The following is a 25085-nucleotide window of genomic DNA, read 5'->3' as shown; positions in this document are numbered from 1 at the left end:
ACATTTCAGATATAGTAAACATATTATGAATCAAGTAAAAATTCAGATTCCTTCTATCATTGAGAATATCCGCATTGTGGAGAGCTTCATTGACAACTCCCGGGAGAAATTCCAGATAGAGGATGACATCTATGGTAATATCATGGTTGCCGTAACGGAGTCTGTGAACAACGCCATTAGACACGGAAACAAGTTTGATAAAGATAAAAACGTTTATCTTTCTCTTTTTGTAGAACCAAACCAATTGCGCTTTGAAATAGAAGATGAAGGAAATGGTTTTGATCCGGAGTCTTTGACAGATCCAACCGCTCCAGAGAATCTGGAGAATCCAGGCGGTAGGGGCATCTTCCTAATGCGTAACCTCTGTGATGACGTTTCTTTCAGCAATGACGGCCGCACCGTTTCGTTAACTTTTAATATAGAGAATGCAGGAACTGCCAATTGAGTTCTTTACCGAGGAGGTAGACTTTGAGGTAAAGAACGAAGAGAAAGTCAAAGAGTGGCTTTCAGAAATTATCTCAAAATATTCTTTTGAATTAGAATCTTTGAACTACATTTTTTGTTCTGACGAATATCTTCATCAGATGAATGTAGAATACCTGGAGCATGACACGCTCACTGATGTCATCACCTTTGATAATTCCGACTTTGAAGGAGTTATTGAAGGTGATGTTTTTATTAGTATTGATCGCATTGTGGACAATGCCGCAACTTTCAACATTACCCCAGAAGAAGAGCTCCACAGGGTAATGGCGCACGGATTGCTTCATCTGCTTGGTTTTGACGATAAATCACCAGAAAAGCAGACTATCATGCGTTCTAAAGAAAATGAATGCTTAGAGCTCTTTAAGTTGTAAACACTCATTTCTGAAGTTTTCCTCACTTATCAACAATGTTTCACGTGAAACACCACATTAATCCACACTATGTTCACAAGTTATGATGTAATAGTAGTAGGGGCGGGACATGCCGGGTGTGAAGCAGCACATGCGGCCGCAACCATGGGATCGAAGGTATTACTCGTAACCATGAACATGAATACCATAGCTCAGATGTCATGTAACCCAGCCATGGGTGGCGTGGCCAAAGGCCAAATAGTAAGAGAAGTTGATGCTCTGGGCGGCATGAGCGGAATCATCACGGACAAGACGATGATCCAGTTCCGGATGCTCAATATGTCTAAAGGCCCAGCTATGTGGAGCCCCCGTGCCCAAAGTGACCGTATGCGTTTCGCGGAGGAGTGGAGAATGGCTCTGGAGCAAACGCCTAACATTGATTTCTGGCAGGAGATGGTGTCAGAGATTATAGTGGAAGAAGGAAAAGCGGTGGGAGTAAAGACTAGCTTGGGCATTGAGATCAGAGCCAAAGCGGTAGTCTTGACCAACGGTACGTTCCTCAACGGCATCATCCATATTGGTGAGAAAAAATTGGGCGGCGGCAGAGCCGCCGAAAAATCAGCAAAGGGTATTACAGAGCAACTGGTGTCATTAGGCTTTGAAGCCGGTCGCATGAAAACCGGAACACCACCGCGGGTAGACGGCCGGAGCTTGAACTATGAGGTAATGGAAGAACAGAAGGGCGATGAAAATCCGTCCAAGTTCTCTTACACCGATACGCCGGCGCTTACCAATCAGCGGAGCTGCTACATCACTTATACCAATTCCAAAGTTCACGAAATACTGAAGACCGGGTTTGAGAAATCGCCTATGTTCCAGGGAAGGATTCAAGGATTAGGTCCGCGCTACTGCCCATCCATTGAAGACAAGATCAACCGCTTCGCGGAACGTGACCGTCACCAAATTTTTGTGGAACCGGAAGGGTGGAGTACCGTGGAAGTATATGTAAATGGTTTCTCCAGCTCGTTGCCCGAAGATGTACAGTTAAAGGCGTTGCGTGAGATTCCGGGTTTTGAGAATGCGAAGATGTTCCGGCCAGGTTATGCCATTGAATATGACTTCTTCCCACCAACTCAATTGAACCTGACTCTGGAAACAAAGTTGGTGGATAACCTCTACTTCGCGGGCCAAATTAATGGTACCACCGGATATGAAGAAGCCGCTTGCCAAGGCCTTATGGCGGGAATTAACGCCCACAACAAGGTGCATAACGCAGAGCCATTCATCTTGAAAAGATCAGAGGCATACATTGGTGTCTTGATAGATGACCTGGTGAATAAAGGGACCAACGAGCCTTACCGTATGTTCACCTCCCGCGCCGAGCACCGCATTCTGCTTCGCCAGGATAACGCTGATCTCCGCTTAACAGAGAAAGGTTACCAACTGGGGCTGGCCTCAGAAGAGCGTCTGCAGAAAGTCATGCGTAAAAAGCAAGAGACCCAAGAAGTCTTAACTTATCTCCAGCAGAAAGGCATTGAACCGGAAGAAGTAAACGCTATGCTTCTATCTTTAGATTCAGCGCCTATCAGTGAGAGAGCTAAGGCCGGCAATTTGTTGAAGCGCCCTAATGTGGAGCTGGAGCATTTGCTGGAATCTTCTGAAAGTCTGAAACTATACCTGAGCAAGTATTTACCAGAAAGTTTAGAACAGGCGGTAATCTTATTGAAGTATGCCAGCTATATTGACAAAGAAAACCAGATGGCCTCTAAAATGGAGGAACTGGAGAATTACCGCATCAAAGATCGCTTGGATTACAAAGCCATCACTGCGCTTTCCAATGAAGCCCGTGAAAAATTGCTCAAAATCCAACCAGAAACATTAGGACAAGCATCTCGCATCAGTGGCGTATCTCCGGCAGATATCTCCATCCTGATGGTATACTTAGGTAAATAGAATGAGCTACGAACGGCTAGACCATTGCCCCATTTGTTCCAAAACAGAGTTTAAAAATTTTCTAGTAGTACAAGACAAAAGTGTAAGCCAGGAGAGTTTTGTGATTGTGCAGTGCACCAACTGCCAACTCAAATTTACAAATCCCCGGCCCAACGAAGAAAGTATTGGCCCCTACTATGCCTCTGAGGCTTATATTTCACATTCAGATACCAGTAAAGGTCTACTGAACAAGACCTACCGGTTGGTTAGGTCAATGGCCGTGAAAAATAAGGTGGAATTAGTAAACCGCCTTAGTGGCAAAGGAGAAATTTTAGACTATGGTAGCGGGGTAGGGTATTTCCTGCAAGCCTGTCAGAAAGAGGGCTGGAAAGTAGAAGGTTTTGAACCGAATGAAGCAGCCCGTAAACAGACCGAAGAAAAGCTTGGGAAAGCCTTATTTCAAGAGCCGTTGCAGGAGTTAGGCGAAGAACGTTTTGATGTTGTTTCTATGTGGCACGTCTTAGAGCATGTACACACGTTGAATGAAACGCTCAAAACTTTGGTAAACGCAACTAAAACCGGAGGTCATCTAGTCATAGCTGTTCCTAATGCAGATTCCTACGATGCTAAAAAGTACGGTGCAGATTGGGCGGCATATGATGTTCCCCGTCACTTGTACCACTTTAACAAAGCCAGTATGCAGCGGCTTTTGAAAAAGCACCGGCTACAGCTGAAAGAAGTACTGCCCATGAAGTGGGATGCCTATTATGTGAGCATCTTAAGCGAGAAGTACAAACATGGGCAGACTAAGATGCTGGATTCGTTTTATACGGGCTTCAGGTCTAATCTTCATGGTGCCCAAAATGGTAATTCGTACTCAAGCCAAATCTTCATTGCCGAGAAGAAATAAAGAATCTATACTTAGAGTAATGACCTTATAGTTGACACTATAAGGTCATTTCCATTTTAAAGCAAAAAATGAAAAAACAGCTTAAAAACGCACTATCGGCGTTAGCCTTAGTTCTAAGCGGGTGCGCTAGCATCAGTAGCCCAGAAGGAGGGGAACGGGATATCATTGCTCCAAAACTAGTACAGAGCTACCCAAAAAGCGGGCAGATCAACGTAAAACCGGAGAAAATTGTCTTAACATTTGATGAAGACATCCAGACCGTGGACCTTACCCGGCAACTCATCATTGCGCCCTTCACAGACAACACGTATAAAAGCAAAGTAAAAGACAATACAGTAGAACTCACCTTCACTGACCCTTGGCAAGAGAACACTACCTACAGTTTGAATTTCAGAAATAGCCTGGCAGATATCACTGAAAAGAATCCGGCTAAAGATGTGATCATCACTTTCAGCACCGGGTCTTATTTAGATTCAGGTAGGGTGAGCGGTACAGCCCAATTACTGTTCAGCAATACGCCACCTAAGGAGGCAAACATACTGCTGTACCCTACTAATGATACCTCACAGGTTACCAAAGGAAGACCTCTCTATGTGACCACCGCAGATTCCAGCGGAAACTTCAGCATCCGGAACATTAAAGAAGGCAATTATTTCATTTATGGGTTAACGGAAACCAACAACAACCTGCGGTACGACAATGAAAAGGAGAATATAGCTTATATAAGCGATTCTATTCAGGTACGTCCTGTAGCTGAAAACATACAGCTAAAGCTACACTTCCAGGATGTGACCAAACCCAATGTTGTCTCACGCAAAAGTTTCCTGAATGTGTATGAAGTAGAATATAATGAGGGTATTTCTAAAGCAACTGTAACTGCCCCAGATAAGGACCAGAACATCAAATGGCTGATTGCCAACAACGGCAAAACACTTCGTCTTTTCCCGGGTAAACCAGAAGAGAAACGCTGGCTGGTAGAAGTACAGGACAGCGCCTCCAATCCAAGAGTAGACACCGTAGCTGTACGTCTGAGTGGTAACGCTGCGGCCAGAAAGAACAATAGTTTTGCGGTGACTAATGGTTCTTCCATAGCGCCAACAGAGAAGATTACGGTACAGTTTGAAGTACCCACAGTTGTACGAGACACAGTAGGCGCCTTTACCTTCCTATTAGATTCAGCTACCACTATAGCTACTAGATCTGCCAAAGACTTTCAGTTAAACCAAGAAGGTACCACTATTACTTTTAATCTTCCCCTGGAAGCCAAAAGAGATATTCTTATCACCATGGACACAACTAAGGTAGTGCCTTTCATAGGTGCGCCTTATGCCAATACTCCACAGAAAATACAGATCACAGATAAAGTAGACGTAGGTAGCTTGCTCGTGAAATTGGCCACTGAACAGAAAAACTTCATTGTACAGCTCATGCGTCAGAATGTGGTGGTGAAGGAAGTGAGGGACCAAAAGTCAATTCTGTGGGACCAATTGGAACCAGGATCTTACCAAATCAGGATTTTGGTAGACGAGAACGGCAATGGAAAATGGGATAATGGTCTATTAAAAGAACGAAGATTACCTGAACCCGTGGTCCTGCCAGTTGATAAATGGGAGATCAGGGCCAATTGGGAAATAGAAACTCAGGAAATCAGATTTTAGGTGGATTCACAGTGGATAACTGTGGACAAGAATATGGATAAAAGAACCCATTGTCTGAAAAATCAGATTCACCAGAACCCAAAAAGGAGCAGAACTAGCAGAAATGTGGGGAAGCGTTTATAAAATCAAAGTTTTTGAGAAGTTATCAACCTGAGTATAAACGTAGGCCTCAATTTTCCAGAATATGTGTGCAGAAGTGGAAATCTGATTTAAGTGCTTGAAAATGATAAAAAAAGAATCCACACAACAGTGAGTATAAAAGTGGGTAGTAAGCGGATATTGAGAAAGTGCGGGGAAAACGTGCGGATAAGATTTTTTATCCACTTCTACACAGCCCTAATGACGAACAAGATTCTTTTTAAAAAAATCATTTTATAATAGATATCAAGTTGACTTCGTGGAAAAGTGGGAAAAGCGCGCAGATCAGAAAAGAGAAAGGGGGAGCTGGGGCGCGGCGCAAATTTTTTAGGCAGGCCCCAAACAGGTGTACAATGTGGAAGAACCGCAATTTTTGAGTAGTTTTAGGAAAACAAAGCCGGAAACGGACCACCATATAATCATTTGAAACTATGGAACAGGACAGAGAAGAATTTGACAACGAGATAAAATTAGGGTACGGCATAGGTGACCTGTACTTCGGGCTGAGCATGGATGACGTGGAGGAGATCATGGGCGAGCCAGAGGAAATTGAAGAGTCTGATGAAGAAGATGAATTTGAGCACAAGGCTTGGAACTACTGGGACAGTGGCTTCTCATTCTACTTTGATAAGGAAGATGACTACCGCCTGAGCTGCATTGAAACCGCAAACCCTAACGTAACACTGTTTGGCAAAAAGATTTTTGAAATGAGCCAGCAGGAAGTGGAGGATCTGTTTAAACAGAACGGCGTGCAGAACGTGGAGAAGGAAAAGATTGAGAACAACGTGACCTGTCTTTCTTACGAGCGTGAAATGATTGACCTTTATTTTGAAGAAGGAAAGCTGCTGGCGGTGAACTTTGGAGTTCATATGGACGATAACCTGGAAGTTCTTTGGCCAAAACAAGCCTAATGCAGACTGAGACATTCTTATAACATCTCACTTAAACAGAAAGAACCGCCTCAAGCGGTTCTTTCTGTTTTTAATACCTTCTGTGTAAGCCTCCTTAGCATAATTAAGCTTTAAAGAATCCTTTTGCTACTGACATTATTCTCCATGAACTACCCATTTCAATAAAAATACGCCATTCTCGCGCGATTCATTTTTGCTGTTCCACGGTATTTAGCGTGGAACAGCCTTTCAGAAGGCCCTAAGAGAGGCCATTTTTAAGCCCTACAAGACCACCTATTAGAAATAGCGAACTCTGAGAGCCTAGAATCTTCAAAGTCTTCTACAGAGTCTAAAAAGGGAAAAGGACTTCGAGGGCTACTGGGTTATAGAAGGGCAGGCATAGGAGTTCATCAGCCTTGCCGCTAATGAATCGACCTACTATTGATCATCAGAATATTGTTGGAGCTTCTAATTTCCCATATAGGTACAGATAAGAGCTTGAGAGCGTAAGCGTTTAAGCTATTCAAAGAGTATAAGATATTATAAAGCAAAAGAGCCGCCTCATTTCTGAAGCGGCTCTTTTTATATCTCTTTACTATAGTCCTAGGCAAACATCCAGCGGAAAAGCAGGAATAAGGTACCAGATAAGAACATAGAGACTGGTAACGTTAGTACCCAAGCCAAAGCAATGTTCCGGATGGTACCGGCATTCAAGTTTTTGATACCGCGGTTGGCCACCATACTACCTGCAATACCAGAGGAAAGAATGTGGGTGGTACTAACGGGTAACTTAAAGATAAACGTAGAGAAACCAATCACGCTGGCTGCCATGAACTCGGCAGAGGCTCCTTGGGCATAGGTGAGGTGCTCTTTTCCAATCTTTTCGCCAATGGTTTTCACAATGCGCTTCCAGCCAATCATGGTTCCAATACCCAGAGAAAGCGCAATCATCATAATCACCCAATTAGGAGCATAATCTGTGTAAGACCGCATACCGGTGACACCAGCTTTCAGCTGATCACGGTCGCGCTGGCTCAACGTGATGTCTGGGCTCTCCATGAGTCTGTCTGTTCCTTTAGTAATCAGGAGAATATCGCGGCGCAGAAGGAAACGGGTATCTTTAGGAAGGTTATGAGTAGTAGGATTGGCGGCAAAAACACCGTTCATTTCTCTTACCTCGGCGTTAAGCAAACTTAATTCTCTGGCATCTGACGCAGAAAGCACGGTGCTGTCTACTTTAGAAAGAACTTGCTCAACTTGGGTAATGGAGGTTCTGAGTCCGGCTGGGTCTTTGTCATTGTCCAGAGCATAATAAGTAGGCACAATGGCAATCAAAATCAGCATCACCAGACCTACTCCCTTCTGACCGTCATTAGAACCATGGAAGAATGAAACCAGGGTACACGTAATAATCAAGATGATTCTGATCCACAGAGGGGGGGCTTTGCGTTTATGCGGCTCCTTGAAAATAGTCTTGTTCTTCACAAACCGCTTCAGGAGGAACATCAGAAACACGGTTAAGGTAAAGCCCAAAACGGGGGAAACCAGAAGAGACATACCGGTTTTGCTGGCCTCGTCCCAGGAGAAAGTAGCCTCAGTGGTGGAAGGAAGTAGAGAATACGCAATGCCAAGGCCTAGAATAGAACCAATTAAGGTATGGGAGCTGGAAGAAGGCAAGCCGTAGTACCAGGTACCCACGTTCCAGATGATCGCACTTAACAGCAGTGCACCAATCATGGCAATGCCGTGCCAGACATCTTGGTCAATAAGCGTTTCTATGGGCAGGAGGTACACAATTCCCATGGCCACCCCAATACCGCCGGCAAAAACGCCAATGAAGTTCCAGAAACCAGACCAGACTACCGCTGCCCATGGTCTGAGCGTATTGGTGTAAATAACGGTAGCCACTGCATTGGCGGTATCATGGAAACCGTTCACAAATTCAAAAGCACACGCGGCCAGTAAGCAAATTACCAGCAAGATCAGTAAATGTGTCTCTAATCCGAACATAATTAAGTATTGGTGAGAAAAAAAGGTGCCAAAAGTAAAGGAATTAATTCCTTGTAATGTTACCGAATTGTTAAGGAATCAGTTGAAAGGAAATTATACGGACACAAAAGTACGAAGTAAGCATAAACCCTTCTCATTCTCAGGATTTTTAACCAAACATTTCTCCTCCAGAAGCGGTATTGCCATAACCAAACCTATGCGGCGCTTTAGAGAAAGTGCCAAGGAAACCTCTATATTTGCGCCATGAGCACAACTGAGAAAACCACAGAAAACGCACAGTTAAAAGATATCATCTCGCACGCCAAGGAGTACGGCTTCGTGTTCCCCTCCAGCGAGATCTATGACGGACTGCAGGCCGTGTATGACTATGGCCAAAATGGGGTAGAACTGAAAAATAACCTCAAGACACTTTGGTGGAAATGCATGACGCAGCTCAACCAAAACGTGGTGGGTATAGACGCCGCCATCTTCATGCACCCCAACACCTGGAAAGCATCGGGCCACGTGGACTCGTTCAATGACCCCATGATTGATAACCTCGACTCCAAGAAGCGCTACCGCGCCGATGTTCTCTTAGAGGAGAAAGCCGCTGAGTACGAGAAAGCCGGCGATGTGGAAAGAAAGCAGAATCTGCTCAACCAAATGGCGCGTCTGCTGGAAGCCGAAGACCTCAAAGGCGTACAGCAATTGATTATCTCAGAAAACATAAAGTGCCCAATTTCAGGTACTTCTAACTGGACCGAGGTGCGCCAATTCAACCTGATGTTCTCCACACAGGTAGGATCCGTGGCCGAGGACTCCAGCACCATTTATCTACGCCCCGAAACCGCGCAGGGAATCTTCGTGAACTTCCTGAACGTGCAGAAATCGGGCCGTATGAAAGTGCCCTTCGGGATTGCCCAGATTGGGAAAGCCTTCCGGAACGAGATCGTGGCCCGTCAGTTCATCTTCAGAATGCGTGAGTTTGAGCAGATGGAGATGCAGTTCTTCGTTCGCCCTGGCACCGAAATGGAATGGTACCAGCACTGGAGAACCATGCGCCGCAACTGGCACGAGGCGCTGGGCGTTCCCGCCGAAAAACTCCGTTTCCACGACCACGAGAAACTGGCCCACTATGCCAACGCCGCAGTTGACATTGAGTTTGAATTTCCGTTCGGTTTCAAAGAAGTAGAAGGAATCCACTCCCGCACCGATTTCGACTTGACGCAGCACCAGGAACTGAGCCGTAAAAAGCAGCAGTACTTTGACAACGACCTGAACGAAGATGGCAAACCGTTTGGAAACTACGTACCATACGTGGTAGAAACCTCCGTTGGCGCCGACCGTCTGTTCCTGATGACCCTTTGCAACGCCTACCAGGAAGAGGAAATCACCGAAGGCGAGAACACCAAGACCCGTACCTTCCTGAAATTCCACCCGGCCATTGCCCCGGTGAAAGCCGCCGTGTTCCCGCTGGTGAAGAAAGACGGGCTGCCTGAGAAAGCCATGGAAATTTTCAACGATCTCCGTTATGACTTCAACATGATCTACGAAGAGCGAGATGCCATTGGCAAACGCTATACCCGCCAGGACTTGATCGGGACGCCGTTCTGTATTGCGGTTGATTATGAGACCCTGGAGAACAACACCGTTACCGTGCGTGACCGCGACAGCCGTGAGCAGAAGCGTATGCCTATCTCAGAACTGCGCCAGTACATTGGTGACGCGGTTAGCTTCAAGCGGATTTTTGAGAAACTGTAAACTGTGCGTTTAGCGGCTCTTTTTCTGAAATAAAGCCCAAAACAGAAATAACAAAAAAGGCTCTCCTGCTACAGGAGAGCCTTTTTTGTTGTGGAAAGCTTAGAGACCCGAGCACAGAAGAATCAGCGGTTTTCCACGTGGTACTAAGGCGAAACTGTATCGGGCGTTTAGGGGCTGTTTTTCAAAAAAGAGCCCCTAAACGCCCGTGGGTTTTAAGCAGGAATTTCTTAGGGTAGGGGAGAAGTCAAACTCACCCCGTGCCCCGCTATTGTGGGATTCAGTTGCAGGAGTTCACCTGTTTGGGTGAAGCCACCTTTGAACGGATGTTCTCTTATAAATAAAGGAGTATCCAGATCTATGTACTCAAATCCGCCAACGCCTGCCGCGAAATGCGCCGAGAAAGTCATGGCCAAAATGCTCTCCACCATTCCGCCAATCATGAGCCCTAGGCCGTGCACCTGAGCCAGCGCCGCCATCTGCATAGCTTCCAACACTCCGCACTTCATCAATTTTATGTTGACAACCGAGGCACTTCGGTCCTGCGCTAATCGTGAAACATCCTGGGCACCGCGCGCAGATTCATCGGCGGCGATGGGGAAAGGGCAGTTCGTTGCCAACACTGCCAGGTCTTCCCAGGATTCGCGCGGAAGCGGCTGTTCCAGTAAAATAACCGGGATTTCGGCTTCGGTAGCTCTGTTGACAAAGTCTTGCGCCCGGGCCAGATTATAGCCGCAGTTTCCGTCTACAATCAGTTTTGTCCCCGGCGCCGCTTTGTGAATTGCCTGCAAACGACGCAAGTCATAATCCACATCTACTCCTTCGGTCTTCACCTTTATAACAGAGAAGCCACGTTCCACGATTGACCTGGCAGAGGCGGCTGCATGGGCCTCGTCGCCGGCGGTGATGGTGAGGTCGGTTTTCAGTTCTGTCTGCACCCCCCCGAAGAACACGTAGAGCGGCATCTGGTAATGTTTGCAGAGCGCATCCAAGATTGCCATCTCCAGACCGCACCGGGCTGCGGGTGCCTGGGGAGCCAATTGCTCCAGTTCTTTAGCCAGAGTGCGCCAGCTTTTCACATCTTTCTGTAGCAGGTGCTTCTCCAGTTCGCCCAGCATGGCCAGGGTGCTTTGCTGCGTCTCGCCGCTCACCGCGGGGAAGGGGGCTGCCTCGCCCAAGCCAAGGGTTCCGTCTTCCAAGGTGATCTGCACCACCACATTTTCTACTTGGTATTGCGTGCCCGTGGCAATGGCGAAGGGCTCAATCAAGGGTAAATTCAATGGTTGATAACGTACAGAGGCGATTTTGGTAGAAGTCATAGTTTTGGTGGAAAAATGTAGCGGCAAAGAAACAAAGAAAGCGAAGCCGTACAACACAAAATCCGCCTAAGAATCATACCTGCCCTATTTTTCCTGAAGTTATCCAGTGAAAAAATGATTTTCCTGTTTTGGAGCTGTTTTCAGAAAAACGGCCGCTAAACGTGCGGTTATCCACTTACCTGAAGAACAGTAATTGCCGCTTGGCACAGGCAGTAACTACAGCGCCTACTACTAGCCATGAACAACCATACATCAGCGCTTTTCCGTTTAGCGGCTGTTTTTAGAAAAACAGCCGCTAAACGGAAAAGCGCTGAAAACCTGTACTCAAGTTTTTATTGCTTAACTTTGCTAAAAGGAGCGAAGAGAGCTACATAGGTCGTATTTTGCGGTCCTACGCTTTTGCAAGTATCTGCCGGGGGCGGTTCCATTTGGTTTCTGGCCTTACTGCATATTAATATAGAGTAACACCTACCACATCCTACAAACAATAAGGTGAAGTACAACGAGTATAAGCAACTGGACTATGCGGGTCTGGCCGAAGAGGTGAGAGCCTACTGGAAAGAGAACCGCATCTTTGAGAAATCGGTGGAGACCCGTGCGGGTCAGCCTACCTTTGTGTTTTATGAGGGACCACCTTCGGCCAACGGCGCACCGGGTATTCACCACGTGATGGCCCGTGCCGTGAAAGACATTTTCTGCCGCTACAAAACGCTGCAAGGTTTCCAGGTAGTCCGCAAAGGTGGCTGGGATACTCACGGTTTGCCCATTGAGTTGCAGGTAGAGAAAGAACTGGGCATTATCAAAGACGACATCGGGAAGACCATCTCGGTGGAGGAGTACAATGCCCGTTGCCGCGAGACCGTGATGCGCTTCAAGCACCAGTGGGATGACTTAACTGAGCGCATGGGGTACTGGGTGGACCTGGACAAACCGTACATCACCTTTGACAACCAATATATAGAATCCAACTGGGCCTTGCTCCGGAAACTCTATGATAAGGGCTACCTCTACAAAGGTTACACCATTCAGCCGTACTCGCCTTCAGACGGCACCGGACTCAGCTCCCACGAGTTGAACCAGCCGGGCTGCTACAAAGAAGTAAAGGATACGTCCATCGTGGCGCAGTTTAAAGTGATCAAGAATTCTGCTTCAGAATTTCTTTTCGCGCAGCCTTCCGGCGATGTCTTCATCCTGGCCTGGACCACCACTCCCTGGACCTTGCCCTCCAACACCGCTCTGGCCGTTGGCGACAAGATTACCTATGTGCAGGTAAATACCTTCAATCCGTACACCCACCAGCCGGTGAGTGTGGTGCTGGCGAAAGCGCTGGTTGGAAAATATTTCTCTGAGAAGAACAAAGACCTGCAGCTTACTGACTACAAACCCGGAGACAAAGCCATTCCTTTCGAGATGGTGCAGGAGTTTACCGGGAAGCAATTGGTGGGACTTCGGTACGAGCAACTGATGCCGTATCTGCAGCCGTTCTACGATGCAGACAAAGCGTTCCAGGTGGTGGCCGGAGATTTCGTGACCACCGAGGATGGTACCGGCGTAGTGCATACGTCCCCAACCTTCGGGGCCGATGACTTTAGGGTAGCCAAGCAACACGGCATCCCAGCCCTCACCATCAAAGACGAATTGGGCAATGAACTCCCCACGGTTGACCGCAGAGGAAAGTTCATCCATGAGATTGGGGTAAGGCTGCAGGAAGGCGTACAGAAGTATAACATCAAAACCCACAAGCCGCTTGGGCCCGATGACTTCTACGTGAAGAATTACACGAATGAAGATGAAAGCCACCCGGATTACAAAACCACGGATGTCATCATCTCCATCATCCTGAAGGAAGAGAACAAGGCCTTCAAGGTAGAGAAGTACGAGCACACCTACCCGCACTCCTGGCGCACCGATAAACCGATTCTCTATTACCCGCTGGATGCCTGGTTCATCAAGACCACCGCGGTGAAGCAGCGGTTGATTGACCTGAACAAAACCATCAACTGGAAACCGGAGTCAACCGGATCGGGCCGTTTCGGGAACTGGTTGGAGAACCTGGTAGACTGGAACCTGTCGCGCTCGCGCTACTGGGGAACGCCGCTGCCTATCTGGCGCACAGAGGAAGGCGACGAGGAAATCTGCATCGGCTCTGTGGCCGAGCTGGACCGTGAAATCGAGCGCAGCATTGCTGCCGGCGTGATGACGGAGAACCCATTGCGCAAGTCCGCGAAAGGCACTACTAACACTGGCACCAAAGACGAGCATGAGGCCAACACCTTACTGGAATTTGCCGGTGAGTTTGCCTTGAGCCCAACCGGTACCGAGGAGCCTCGGGCTGAACTGGGCATCACTGATTTCAACTACGAAGGTTTTGACCTGCACCGTCCGTACGTAGACAACATCATCCTGGTAAGCCCGAGCGGCAAACCCATGAAGCGCGAGACCGACCTCATTGACGTGTGGTTTGACTCCGGCGCCATGCCGTACGCCCAGTGGCACTACCCGTTTGAGAATCAGGAGACGTTCAAAGCCAACTTCCCGGCTGACTTCATCGCTGAGGGCGTGGACCAGACCCGGGGTTGGTTCTTCACCCTGCACGCCCTGGCCGTGATGCTGGAAGACAGCGTGGCGTTCAAGAACGTCATTGCGAACGGCCTGGTGCTGGACAAGAACGGCAACAAGATGAGCAAGCGCCTCGGCAACGCCGTAGATCCGTTTGAGACCATCGGCCGCTTCGGTCCCGATGCCACCCGTTGGTACATGATCGTGAACGCGCCACCTTGGGATAACCTCAAATTCAATATTGATGGCGTCACCGAGGTACAGCGTCGGTTCTTCGGGACACTGCAGAATACATACTCGTTCTTCGCGCTGTACGCCAACCTGGACGGCTTCACGTTTGAGGGAGCAGAAATCCCGGTAGCGCAACGCACCGAAAGTGACCGCTGGATCATCTCCCGCCTGAATACGCTGGTGAAAGAAGTGGGCGCGTACTTTGACGACTACGACCCAACCAAAGCCGCCCGCGCCATTCAGGACTTTGTGGCCGATGAGCTGAGCAATTGGTACGTGCGCCTCAACCGTAAACGTTTCTGGAAAGGCGAACTGAACCAGGACAAGCAGGCGGCTTATCAAACGTTATATACTTGCTTGGAAACGGTAGCTAAACTGGCTTCACCGATTGCGCCGTTCTACATGGACCGCCTGTTCCTGGATCTGAACCAAGTGAGTGGCCGCAGTAAAGCCGAGTCTATCCATTTGGAATCTTTCCCGCAAGTAGAGGAAGATTTGATTGACGTAGATCTAGAGCAACGCATGCAGTTGGCACAGAGCGTGTCTTCTTTGGTGCACTCGCTCCGGAAGAAGCACATGATTAAAGTGCGTCAGCCGCTGGGCCGTATCCTGATTCCGATCTTAGATGAGAAGATGAAGACGCAGCTGCAAGCCGTGGAAGATCTGATTTTGTCTGAGGTGAACGTGAAAAGCCTGGAGTACCTGGAAGACACCACCGGCATCCTGGTGAAGAAGATCAAACCTAACTTCAAGCGTCTGGGCCAGGTGTTCGGTCCGAAGCTGAAGTTGGTGGCCGCCCAAATCCAGCAGATGAGCCAGGAAGACATTGCCAAGATGGAGCGTGAAGGTTTCTTCGAGATTCCGGTGGAAGATGACACGACCGTGCTCAGCCGCGAAGACGTAGAAATCATGTCTGAGGATATCCCGGGTTGGTTGGTGGCTTCGGAAGGAGCGTTGACTGTGGCGCTGGACATTACCATCACCGAGGAACTTCGTCTGGAAGGCATGGCGCGCGAACTGGTGAACCGCCTGCAAAACCTCCGCAAAGACAGCGGCCTAGATGTGCAGGATAAGATCAGAGTGTTCCTGCAGGAGGACAATGCAGAAGTAGCCGCCGCCGTTCAAGCTTTTGGAGCCTACATCGCGGAAGAAGTACAGGCGGTAGAACTAACCCTGGTGCAGTCCTTAGCGGATGCAGAAGCCGCCGTGCTGGACATGGAAGGATTCAGTTTGCCGGTCCGTTTAGAAGTGGCCAGATAAACCCGCCCTTTCGGGAGAGAAATGAAGATTGACCGCCTTTGCGTTTAGCGCCTTTTTTTCCAAAAACAGGCGCTAAACGCAAAGGCTAAACCACTATCATGAAGTACACAAAATACTATCTGGTTGCCGTGTTGGTAATCATTGTTGACCAGGTCGTGAAGATGCTGGTGCACAATAACATGCAGATGGGGATGCCCGGACAGATTCCGGTATTCGGGGATTGGTTTAAGCTGCATTACACCCTGAACCCCGGCATGGCCTTCGGCGTGGAACTGGGCTCAGATTACGGCAAGATCATCCTTACCGTGTTTAGAATGGTGGCTATGGTAGCCATTGGGTATTTGGTCTACTACCTGGTGCAGCACCGTTACCACAAAGGATTGATCTGGTGCGTGGGTCTGATTCTGGGCGGCGCTGTTGGTAACCTGATTGATAGTATTTTCTACGGGGTTTTGTTAGACAATGCCCCTTATGGCGTGTCTACTCCCTGGCTGCACGGTCAGGTGATAGACATGTTCTACATTGATATCTGGGAAGGTATTGTACCTAACTGGATTCCCATCATCGGCGGTACGCCTATGTCACTTTGGCCAATCTTCAACGTGGCAGATGCAGCCATTTTCATGGGAGTCCTGATCATCATTTTTAACCAGAACAAATTCCTGAATCCACCACCGGCCAAGGAAAAGCACGAAATTAATATTGTAGAGGCATAAAAAGATGGGGCGGCTCAAATTTGAGCCGCCCCATCTTTTTATGGACGTATGTAGGTGATGTAAGGAATTAGAAGGAATAGCCCATGTTTAAGCCTACCGCAAAGATAGAGGTGCCATGGTTGTAGACATAACCGGAAGCCCTCATCCCGAAGAAAAGGCGGTTGTCATTAAAGAAGTCTGTTTCCAGCACTACCTTGCCACCAATATCACGTTTCCTGATGTGCACGAAAGCATCATCAGAATTAGCGATGGGAGTGACTACCCCTTCATCAGGTTCTCCCCGTACCAGATCCAGCTCAGAGCGTCTTCTCACGGCAGGTCCTACTCCCAGCTTGATGGTATATTTTGCGGTTTCCGTGAGGTCATAAAACAAAGAGGCATCAAACATGACAAATGCCTTTCTGGAAGTGAAGAGTTCTCTGGTTTGGTCATATCTTGAAGAACTGAGATATTCCGCAGACACGGTAAAGTGTAGATGGTCGGTGAGTTCGCGGGTATATTGCTGGGAGAACAAGGCTCCACTGTTATCTCCCTCCATGATGTACGCAAAGCCCACGCCGGTACGGAAGTGGTTTGGGTAACGGTGCTGGGCAAAAGCGCTCTGCTGCAAGAATAGGAAGAAGAACCCTACTAAAGCTGTTTTCAGAAGCAGGGTGCTTAAGTAGTGAAAGTGTTTCATAAAAGTTCTGTAATGCCGAAGAAGGGGATTATGGGTGTTAAGTACTGACAATACTTAGGTTTGAGAATTTAGGTTGTCTCTGTGATTGATTTCTATATACTTTGCTTTTTAACTTACCTTAATACGATAGGTAAACTATTGAATGTCTTTAGATAGAGCCATACTCTTTTAGAATTACATCTGGAATATTCATCCAAACAGTACCTCTTACGCAGAAACAAACCTTATATGGCTTCACCCATTCTACAGGTAGAACAACTCAGCATTAGCTTTCAGGCAGAGCAGGGTGTAGTGCAGGCAGTTGATTCTATTTCGTTTCAGATACAGAAGGGGGAGGCAGTGGCCATTGTAGGCGAGTCGGGTTCCGGGAAAACTGTGACGGGTCTGTCACTCATGAAGCTGTTGCCTTCTGCCGCGCAGATTACCGGTTCAGCTGTCTTTAACAGCGGTCAACTAGGGCAAGTGGATCTGTATGCACTTCAGGAGAAGCAACTGCAAAAGATAAGGGGCCAAGAGATCTCAATTGTTTTCCAAGACCCCATGTCCTCTTTGAACCCTGTTATCTCCTGTGGAAAACAAGTGGCAGAGGTGCTGTTACTTCACTTACCTATTTCTAAAAAAGAGGCTTATTCGCGCGTTCAGGAGCTTTTTGAGTTGGTGAAGCTCCCAAATCCAGACCGTATTTTCAGGAGCTATCCACATGAGTTATCAGGAGGGCAGAAGCAGCGGGTCATGATTGCCATGGCCATGGCTTGTAACCCATCCCTTCTTATTGCCGATGAGCCTACCACTGCGCTGGATGTAACGGTACAGGCTAATCTGTTGCAGCTGCTCAATCAACTACGTCTGGAAAAGGAGATGGCCTTACTCTTCATTTCTCATGACTTAGGAGTTGTCGCTGAGCTAGCAGACCGAATTCTGGTCATGTACCAGGGCAGAATAGTGGAACATGGCACGGTACTGCAAATCTTCAGCAATCCGCAGCACCCTTATACCAAAGCGTTGCTGGCCTGTAGACCCACGGTGAAGATGCAAGCAGCCGTTTTGCCTACCCTCACAGACTTTATGCCGGTGCCAGAGGAGGGAACTCTTCCGGTAGATGCCTTACCTATAGAAGAGCAGCATTTGCCTGTGGAAAAACGGAAAGATGAGCAAGCTGTTCTTCTATCTCAACAGGAGCAAGAAGCACCGCAGAAGCCATTGTTGCAGGTACAGGATATCCACGTGGAATTCACCAGAGGCAGGATCTTCTTTTGGCAGCAGAAAGAGCAGATACAAGCTGTAAACGGAGTTTCTTTTGAAGTTTTCCCCGGGGAAACTATTGGTATTGTAGGCGAGTCTGGCTGTGGGAAAACCACGTTGGGCAGAACCTTATTACGGTTGATAGAACCAACGGCCGGTAAAGTAGTTTTCAACGGGGAAGATTGGAGCAATTTGTCTAAAGAGGAACTGAGAAAGAGGCGGAAAAACTTTCAGATGATCTTCCAGGACCCTTATGCTTCGCTTAATCCAAACCTCGCCATTGGGCAAGCCATTATGGAACCCATGCAGGTACATCAGGTGTTAAAGAATCAATGGGAGCGAAAACAACGCGCCTTGGCGTTACTGGAAACAGTAAGCCTTCTCCCAGAGCATTTTCACCGTTATCCCCATGAATTTTCCGGTGGTCAATTACAGCGTATCTGCATTGCCAGAGCGCTGGCCCTGGAACCCACGTGTATCATCTGCGACGAGGTAGTTTCCTCCTTAGACGTTTCTGTGCAGGCCCAGGTCCTGAACCTGCTCAACCGTCTCAAACAAGAATTCAACCTCACGCTGCTCTTTATTACCCATGACCTGTCTGTGGCCAAATTCATGTCTAACCGCCTGTTGGTGATGGACAGAGGACAGATAGTGGAACAGGGACCCACACAGCAAATTTTCTCTTCTCCGCAACAACCTTATACCAAGGCACTGCTGCAGGCCATTCCGGCCGGAGAAATAGCAGATATTTTAGCGGCGCAAGAGAAACGAAATGCGTACAAAGCAAGTATAGATGAATAGATATATTTGTAGGCAGCTTTTCTTGAGGTGCGTTTAGCGGCCGTTTTTCCAAAAACAGGCGCTAAACAGAAAATAAACCGCTCCCCAAGCCAGGGGAGCAGAACTAAACAAAATTGGGCAGTGGTAAAAGAAGCTGCCGCCAAGTGCTATTTTCCAAACATGGGAGCAGCACACATTTGACAAGAATTAATGGAAAGAAAAAGAAGAGGTTCGGGTGGAGGCAGAGATTCTGCGCCCCGTTCTAGTAATACCAGAAAAGACAAAGGTGCCCCACGCAGGAGCAGTGCTTCCTCGGGCCGTGGTGGCCGGGGCGTAAATGCCGGTGAAGTGTCCAGAGAAGTGCTCTTGAATATTTTCAGCCGGGAGCCGAAGAAGGTGTTCACCTACCGCCAACTGCACCGCCGGTTGGGCATCAACAACAAAGAAGGACGTGAGGAAGTATTCGCCCTCCTGAAGAAAATGCGCAAAAGCGGTGAGCTTGTTCACCTGCAGGAAGACGCCTATATCTTCAACCCTGACTATAAAGGCACTACTGAGAAGAGCTATGACCGCGGGGAACGCGGCAGCCGACGAGACACAGACCGTGGTGGGTTCCTTTCCCGCCGGGGAGGCGCCACCATTGTGGGCAAGGTAGATTTAGCCAATGGCCGTCATGCCTATGTGGTGAGCGAGGAAAGCGAACAGGACGTACGCGTACCCGTGGAACGGCTTAGGTTTGCCATGGACGGTGACACCGTGCGGGTGCAGCTTCGGCGCAGCCGCCGCGAAGGTGACCGCCCCGAGGGTGAAGTAGTGGAAGTGCTCAAGCGCGAGCGTGAGGAAGTGGTAGGCCGCCTGGAGATGTCCAAAGGTTTCGGGTTTGTGGTGCCAGACATGAAACGCATGTACTTTGATGTGTTTGTGGGTGAACGCGGCCTAGCCGATGCCAAGCACGGTGACAAAGTACTGGTGAAAGTGACCGAGTGGCCAGAAGATCCGCAGCGCAATCCTACGGGAGAGATCACTAGGGTATTCGGCCCGGCCGGAGAACACAACGCTGAGATCCATGCCATCATGGCCGAATTTGGCTTGCCGTTTGAGTTTCCGGAGTCGGTGGAGAAAGAGGCCGAGAGCATCCCGGAGGGCATTACCAAAGAGGAAATTGCCAAGCGCCGCGACTTCAGAGACGTAACCACCTTCACCATTGACCCCGCAGACGCCAAAGACTTTGACGATGCCCTGAGTGTGCAGCAGCTGGAAAACGGAAACTGGGAGATTGGGGTGCACATTGCAGACGTAACGCATTACGTGCGCCCGGGCAGCAGACTGGAGAAAGAAGCCTACCGCAGAGCCACCTCTGTGTACTTGGTAGACAGAACCATTCCTATGTTACCGGAGCGCCTGTCTAACGGGTTGTGCTCCCTTCGGCCCAATGAAGACAAACTCACGTTCTCCGTGGTGTTTGAGATAGATGAAAACGCCAAGATCCATGATTACTGGATTGGCCGCACCATCATCCACTCAGACCGCAGGTTTGCCTATGAAGAAGCCCAGCAGGTGATTGAAACCGGCGAGGGTGATTTCTCCACGGAGATTCTGAAGCTGAACGAACTGGCCAAGAAATTCAAAGACAAGCGCTTTAAGAACGGAGCCGTGAACTTTGAGACCATTGAAGTAAAATTCAAGCTGGACGAGAACGGCAAGCCGCTGCACCTGTACGTGAAAGAACGCAAAGACGCGCACAAGCTCATTGAAGAGTTCATGCTGCTGGCCAACAAGTACGTGGCCGAGCACGTGTACAAGCTCAAGAAAGGGCCCAAGAAACTGACCATGGTGTACCGTACGCACGGTGCTCCAGACCCGGAGAAACTCATGAACTTCTCGGTGTTCGCGCGTAAGTTCGGCTATAAGGTTGACCTGGAGGAAGGCAAGGACATCTCCAAGGAACTGAACAAACTGGCCAGCCAAACTGAAGGCAAGCCGGAACAGAGCGTATTGCAGAACCTGGCCATCAGAACCATGGCCAAAGCCAAATACAGCACAGAGGCTGAAGGGCACTTTGGGTTGGCGTTTGCGCACTACTCGCACTTTACCTCGCCCATCAGGCGGTACCCAGACATGATGGCCCACCGCCTCATTGACCTGTACCAGCACAAAGACTTCACCGCAGAGAAGGAAGAGTTTGAAGAACGCAGTCTGCATTCCTCAGACATGGAGAAACGCGCGGCAGACGCAGAGCGGGCCTCTATCAAGTTCAAGCAGGTGGAGTACATCAGCGGGTTCCTTGGGCAGCAGTTCAAAGGCATTGTCTCTGGCCTAACGGAATGGGGCATGTACGTGGAGATTGAGGAGAACAAATGCGAGGGCATGGTGCGGCTGGCAGACCTGCAAGACGATTTCTATGAGCTTGATGCCGCTAATTATCGCCTCATTGGGCAGAACAACAAGCGCATCATTTCCTTCGGGGATGAGGTCATAGTGGAAGTGAAAGCGGCCAACGTGCTGGAGCGTACCATTGACCTTGAACTGATTGATGTGGTAAAGAAATAGCAGGTTGCTGCTCACCCTGAAAAGCGTTTAGGGGCTCTTTTTCCAAAAAGCGCCCCTAAACGCTTTTTTAACTAAACACAAAAACAAAAAGGCTGTTTCTTTATTTTACTGTAGCTTTGAGCAAGTAAAGAAGCTGTTTCCAAAAGCTGCAGCCAGATTTTTACCCTTTAGCTAAAATTATCTCTGTGGATATTTCACAATTCTCAGAACGCATTCGCCAGCAGTTGTCCACGCTCCAGTACGGGCAAAATCCAGAGGAGCTGTATGCGCCAATCCGCTATACAATGGAAATGGGCGGGAAAAGAGTGCGTCCGCTGCTTACCCTGCTAGGTGCTTACCTCTTCCATGACAACGTGGACAACGCCCTTATGCCCGCCATAGGCGTAGAGGTTTTCCACAACTTCACGCTCATGCATGATGACATCATGGACAAGGCCCCGTTACGCAGAGGGCAAGCCACGGTGCATGAAAAGTGGAATACCAGCACCGCTATCTTGAGTGGCGACGTGATGTTGGTGCGCGCCTATGAGTTCTTCCTGGACATTGAGCCCGAGAAGCTTCCGGTGGTGCTAAAGTTGTTCAGTACCTGTGCCGCCCAAGTGTGCGAAGGCCAGCAGCTGGACATGAATTTTGAGAACCGGCAAGATGTGCAGATAGAGGAGTACCTGCACATGATTAAACTGAAGACTGCCGTGCTTCTGGGCTTCAGCCTGGAGCTGGGCGCGCTACTCAACAACGCTACGCCAGAAGATGCCCGCCACCTGAAGGAGTTCGGGATAAACATGGGCATTGCCTTCCAGCTCCGCGATGACCTGCTGGACGTGTACGGCGACCAAGCCAAGTTTGGCAAGCGGGTGGGCGGAGACATTGTCTCAGACAAGAAAACGTACCTGCTACTCACTGCGCTGGACCGTGCCTCTGCCACGCAGCGCAAAGAACTGGAGAAATGGCAGGGTACTCTCTCGCCTGAGAAGGAGGATCAGAAAGTGAAGGCGGTGAAAGAGATTTATGATGAACTGGACATCCAGAACATCACCCAAAGCCAGATCAACCATTACTTTCAGAAAGGCCTGCACCACCTGAACAATGTCAACGCGCTCAACAGCAAAAAAGAACTGCTTCGGGAATTGGCCATTCAGCTCATTGAGCGTGACAATTAATAACAGCACCGTTCTGGTAGAACAGCGCTTCGTTTAGCGCCTGTTTTTAGAAAAACGGCCGCTAAACGGAAGGGAGTCAAAAGGCTGGTTCCTGGAGTAACTTATTTGAACATGATCCTTAGTATAACCATTATTCTTATTGCGGTAACCGTGCTGGTGTCTCTGTTTGCCTGGCAGAACCAGAACCTGATGGAGAACTGGGTGCACCATCCGCAGTCGGTGGCCAGGGACAAGGAGTGGTGGCGCCTGCTTACCTCTGGGTTTCTGCACGCAGATTTCATGCACCTCTTCTTCAACATGTTCTCTTTTTACGTGTTTGGCGGTGTGGTGGAACAGGTGTTTCTGGGCGCCTTCGGGTTCCCCATGGGGGCAATTTTCTATGTGCTGCTGTATCTGGCGGCCATTGTGGTGTCAGATATTCCCACGCTCATCAAACACAAGAACGATAGCCGCTACTATTCTTTGGGGGCTTCCGGTGGTGTGGCGGCCATTATCTTCGCCAGTATCTACTTCAATCCGCTCACAGAGCTCATTATTTTCCCTATTCCCATTCCCATCAAAGGCTACATCTTTGGGGCGTTGTATCTGGGCTACTCCTATTACCTGAGCAAGAGAGGGAATGACGGCATTAACCACAGCGCGCACTTTTATGGCGCGGCCTTCGGGTTTCTGGTAAGTGTGCTTCTGGTACCCAGCCAAATTTTGGGCTTCTTTCAGGCTATTATTGGCTCCTGATTTGTATTTATTGTAGAGGGGACGCTACATCTATTTTCTTTAAATCTGCGTATACTATTGTATTACAGGAGATTTAAAGGGGAGAGAGATGAAGCGATTGTTTGATTATCCGAAGATATTTCTGGCTTTAGTGCTCTGGCTGGGCCTACAGGCCACCAAGACCGAGGCGCAGACCTTTATGGCCGAAGTAGCCGCTACCACCGAAGTAGCCCGCATGAGCCTGGGCGAAGGCATTGCCCAAAAAGACCAGTTGTTGCTAGACCTCATTACCAAGGCGGGCCTCATGCCGGTTCTTTCCAGCAACGAAGAACATACCTTGTTTGCCCCGTCTATGCAAGTGTTGCAACAGCACGCCGCAGACACACCAGAACAGCTCAGGGCTTTTCTGGAACAGCACATAGTGAAAGGCCACTTAACCGCCGAAGACCTGCGCGACGGCCATGATCTAAAGGCGCTGAGCGGAAACAACCTGCGCATCTGCCGTAAGAAAGGTGCTGTCATTGTGAGTGGAGTACGCCTGAAAGAAACTGACCAGCTTTATGCCAACGGTGTGTGGCACCGCCTGAATGGAGCTTTTCAGCCAGCGGTCACTTCCCAACTATAGTATACGCATCAGTGAATGTACACGTGAGGCTGCCTTTCTCAAGGCAGCCTCACGTGTTTAGGTGCATGCTGTTTAGGGGCCGTTTTTGGAAAAAGAGGCGCTAAACAGCATACATAGTGTGGCAGGGTTGCGGGGCAGATGGGGAATGTTCCTGATAATCAAAAAAATATTTTCAGGGTAGAAGCAACCCTTGGTAGTTACTTGCCATCTTTAGAACGAAACCTAACCCAACTGCCATGAAAAAACTGTCTATCCTCCCTTTGCTGGCTGTGCTGGCCCTCTTCGCAACGCTTTCTTCCTTCAAAGCCGGTGCCCCTCAAACCGAAGATGAAGAGACCCGCAATGTGGCTCCCTTCAGAAAAATCGGGTTGGCTTATCCGGCCAATGTCATCCTGAGGCAGGGAAACACCCAAAGCCTGCGCATAGAGGGCAATAAGGAGCAAATGAGCCAACTGGATCTCAAAGTTGAAAGTGGCCGCCTCATCATTAATAAGAAAAGACGAGTACAAGGAAAATAATTGGTTTACCTCAGACAAAGACAGGCTCACCATCTACATCACCGTGCCAACGGTAGACGGCCTGAGCGTGAGTGGATCCGGTAAAATCAAGGGCGAGGGAACCTTCCAGGCTTCTTCTTTAGACTTGGCCGTGAGCGGCTCTGGTGCCATACAGTTGAATGCCACGGTGGAGGAAGTCACCAGCCGTATCGCGGGCTCCGGCAGCATTCTGTTGAGCGGCGAAGGAAAACAAAGCGTCATCTCGGTGAGCGGCTCCGGCTCCATGAAGGGGTATGAGTTTAAAACCTCAGACGCCAAAGTGAGCATCAGCGGTTCTGGCTCCTGTGAGATCAACGCTACCTCCTCTTTAAAATCCAGCATCAGCGGCAGCGGCCGGGTGACTTACCATGGTTCGCCCAACGTAGACAGCCGGGTGAGCGGCAGCGGCTCTGTGAGGAAGCGCGGTTAGCCCCAAAAAGCGTTTAGCGGCTCTTTTTCCAGAATGAGGCCAAAATCAGCCCACCAGAAGCAAACTATTACATAGTGCCGTTACCAGTGATACGCGTAAGGTATCTTCACCGCATCTTCAGGTTGTTGTTTGTAGAGAAACATGAAATCCCCGCGGTGAAGATTACCTTACGC

General features: G+C 48.9%; 19 protein-coding genes. 16 read left to right on the top strand and 3 right to left on the bottom strand.

Annotation, left to right across the window (positions count from 1 at the left end; translation table 11 throughout):
- The first annotated feature begins 25 nt into the window (after positions 1-25).
- From EFA69_RS03100 to EFA69_RS03075, 6 genes are all read left to right on the top strand, one after another.
- On the top strand, positions 26-445 hold the full coding sequence (locus EFA69_RS03100) for an ATP-binding protein (RefSeq protein ID WP_123131627.1): 420 nt from the start codon (positions 26-28) through the stop codon (positions 443-445).
- Complete coding sequence (gene ybeY, locus EFA69_RS03095; protein ID WP_123131626.1) at positions 426-857, top strand: rRNA maturation RNase YbeY; 432 nt, start codon at positions 426-428, stop codon at positions 855-857. Before EFA69_RS03100 ends, ybeY begins: the two co-directional genes overlap by 20 nt.
- Positions 858-926: 69 nt before the next feature.
- Positions 927-2789 carry a tRNA uridine-5-carboxymethylaminomethyl(34) synthesis enzyme MnmG gene (gene mnmG, locus EFA69_RS03090; RefSeq protein WP_123131625.1) on the top strand — a complete coding sequence of 621 codons (1863 nt, stop codon included), beginning with the start codon at positions 927-929 and terminating at the stop codon, positions 2787-2789.
- A 1-nt stretch (position 2790) separates the two neighbouring features.
- Entirely contained in the window at positions 2791-3678 is an 888-nt protein-coding gene (locus EFA69_RS03085; protein WP_123131624.1) for a class I SAM-dependent methyltransferase, read from the top strand.
- Between the two features lie 68 nt (positions 3679-3746).
- The gene (locus EFA69_RS03080) at positions 3747-5336 is read left to right on the top strand and encodes an Ig-like domain-containing domain (protein ID WP_123131623.1); all 1590 of its coding nucleotides are present in this window, start codon (positions 3747-3749) and stop codon (positions 5334-5336) included.
- A 569-nt stretch (positions 5337-5905) separates the two neighbouring features.
- Positions 5906-6385 carry a hypothetical protein gene (locus EFA69_RS03075; protein ID WP_123131622.1) on the top strand — a complete coding sequence of 160 codons (480 nt, stop codon included), beginning with the start codon at positions 5906-5908 and terminating at the stop codon, positions 6383-6385.
- Between the two features lie 582 nt (positions 6386-6967).
- On the opposite strand, the gene EFA69_RS03070 is transcribed toward EFA69_RS03075, so the two are convergent.
- Entirely contained in the window at positions 6968-8374 is a 1407-nt protein-coding gene (locus tag EFA69_RS03070) for an inorganic phosphate transporter (protein ID WP_123131621.1), read from the bottom strand.
- Positions 8375-8617: 243 nt separating this feature from the next.
- Here EFA69_RS03070 and EFA69_RS03065 point away from each other — a divergent pair, with 243 nt between their 5' ends.
- Positions 8618-10114 (top strand): glycine--tRNA ligase, encoded by a 1497-nt coding sequence (locus EFA69_RS03065; protein WP_123131620.1) that lies wholly within the window; start codon positions 8618-8620, stop codon positions 10112-10114.
- Between the two features lie 227 nt (positions 10115-10341).
- Here the strand turns inward: EFA69_RS03065 and EFA69_RS03060 are convergent, their stop codons facing one another.
- Positions 10342-11430, bottom strand: coding sequence for a dipeptide epimerase (locus tag EFA69_RS03060; protein WP_123131972.1), 1089 nt, complete (start codon positions 11428-11430; stop codon positions 10342-10344).
- A 492-nt stretch (positions 11431-11922) separates the two neighbouring features.
- On the opposite strand from EFA69_RS03060, the gene ileS reads away from it, so the two are divergent.
- Both ileS and EFA69_RS03050 read left to right on the top strand, forming a co-directional pair.
- Positions 11923-15480: an isoleucine--tRNA ligase gene (gene ileS / locus EFA69_RS03055; RefSeq protein WP_123131619.1), complete on the top strand. Its 3558-nt coding sequence runs from the start codon at positions 11923-11925 to the stop codon at positions 15478-15480.
- A gap of 98 nt (positions 15481-15578) precedes the next feature.
- The gene (locus EFA69_RS03050; protein WP_123131618.1) at positions 15579-16196 is read left to right on the top strand and encodes a lipoprotein signal peptidase; all 618 of its coding nucleotides are present in this window, start codon (positions 15579-15581) and stop codon (positions 16194-16196) included.
- 67 nt (positions 16197-16263) lie between these two features.
- Here EFA69_RS03050 and EFA69_RS03045 read toward each other — a convergent pair whose 3' ends face one another.
- On the bottom strand, positions 16264-16875 hold the full coding sequence (locus tag EFA69_RS03045; RefSeq protein ID WP_123131617.1) for a hypothetical protein: 612 nt from the start codon (positions 16873-16875) through the stop codon (positions 16264-16266).
- A 228-nt stretch (positions 16876-17103) separates the two neighbouring features.
- Here EFA69_RS03045 and EFA69_RS03040 point away from each other — a divergent pair, with 228 nt between their 5' ends.
- The 7 genes from EFA69_RS03040 to EFA69_RS03010 all read left to right on the top strand — a co-directional run bounded on the left by EFA69_RS03040 (position 17104) and on the right by EFA69_RS03010 (position 24912).
- Positions 17104-18918 (top strand): ABC transporter ATP-binding protein, encoded by a 1815-nt coding sequence (locus EFA69_RS03040; RefSeq protein ID WP_123131616.1) that lies wholly within the window; start codon positions 17104-17106, stop codon positions 18916-18918.
- Between the two features lie 189 nt (positions 18919-19107).
- Entirely contained in the window at positions 19108-21447 is a 2340-nt protein-coding gene (rnr, locus tag EFA69_RS03035; RefSeq protein ID WP_123131615.1) for a ribonuclease R, read from the top strand.
- A gap of 185 nt (positions 21448-21632) precedes the next feature.
- Entirely contained in the window at positions 21633-22607 is a 975-nt protein-coding gene (locus tag EFA69_RS03030; RefSeq protein ID WP_123131614.1) for a polyprenyl synthetase family protein, read from the top strand.
- A 111-nt stretch (positions 22608-22718) separates the two neighbouring features.
- Complete coding sequence (locus EFA69_RS03025; protein WP_123131613.1) at positions 22719-23342, top strand: rhomboid family intramembrane serine protease; 624 nt, start codon at positions 22719-22721, stop codon at positions 23340-23342.
- Positions 23343-23430: 88 nt separating this feature from the next.
- Entirely contained in the window at positions 23431-23946 is a 516-nt protein-coding gene (locus EFA69_RS03020; RefSeq protein ID WP_123131612.1) for a fasciclin domain-containing protein, read from the top strand.
- Positions 23947-24182: 236 nt separating this feature from the next.
- On the top strand, positions 24183-24464 hold the full coding sequence (locus EFA69_RS03015) for a GIN domain-containing protein (protein ID WP_123131611.1): 282 nt from the start codon (positions 24183-24185) through the stop codon (positions 24462-24464).
- Positions 24418-24912 carry a GIN domain-containing protein gene (locus EFA69_RS03010; RefSeq protein WP_245964499.1) on the top strand — a complete coding sequence of 165 codons (495 nt, stop codon included), beginning with the start codon at positions 24418-24420 and terminating at the stop codon, positions 24910-24912. The genes EFA69_RS03015 and EFA69_RS03010 overlap by 47 nt, the downstream gene beginning before the upstream one ends.
- The last annotated feature ends 173 nt before the right edge of the window (positions 24913-25085 follow it).

The organism is Rufibacter immobilis (assembly GCF_003721565.1).
GTDB classification, from domain to species: domain Bacteria; phylum Bacteroidota; class Bacteroidia; order Cytophagales; family Hymenobacteraceae; genus Nibribacter; species Nibribacter immobilis.
The sequence above is the reverse complement of the archived record's forward strand: the minus strand, read 5'-3'. Positions and strand labels throughout refer to the sequence as shown.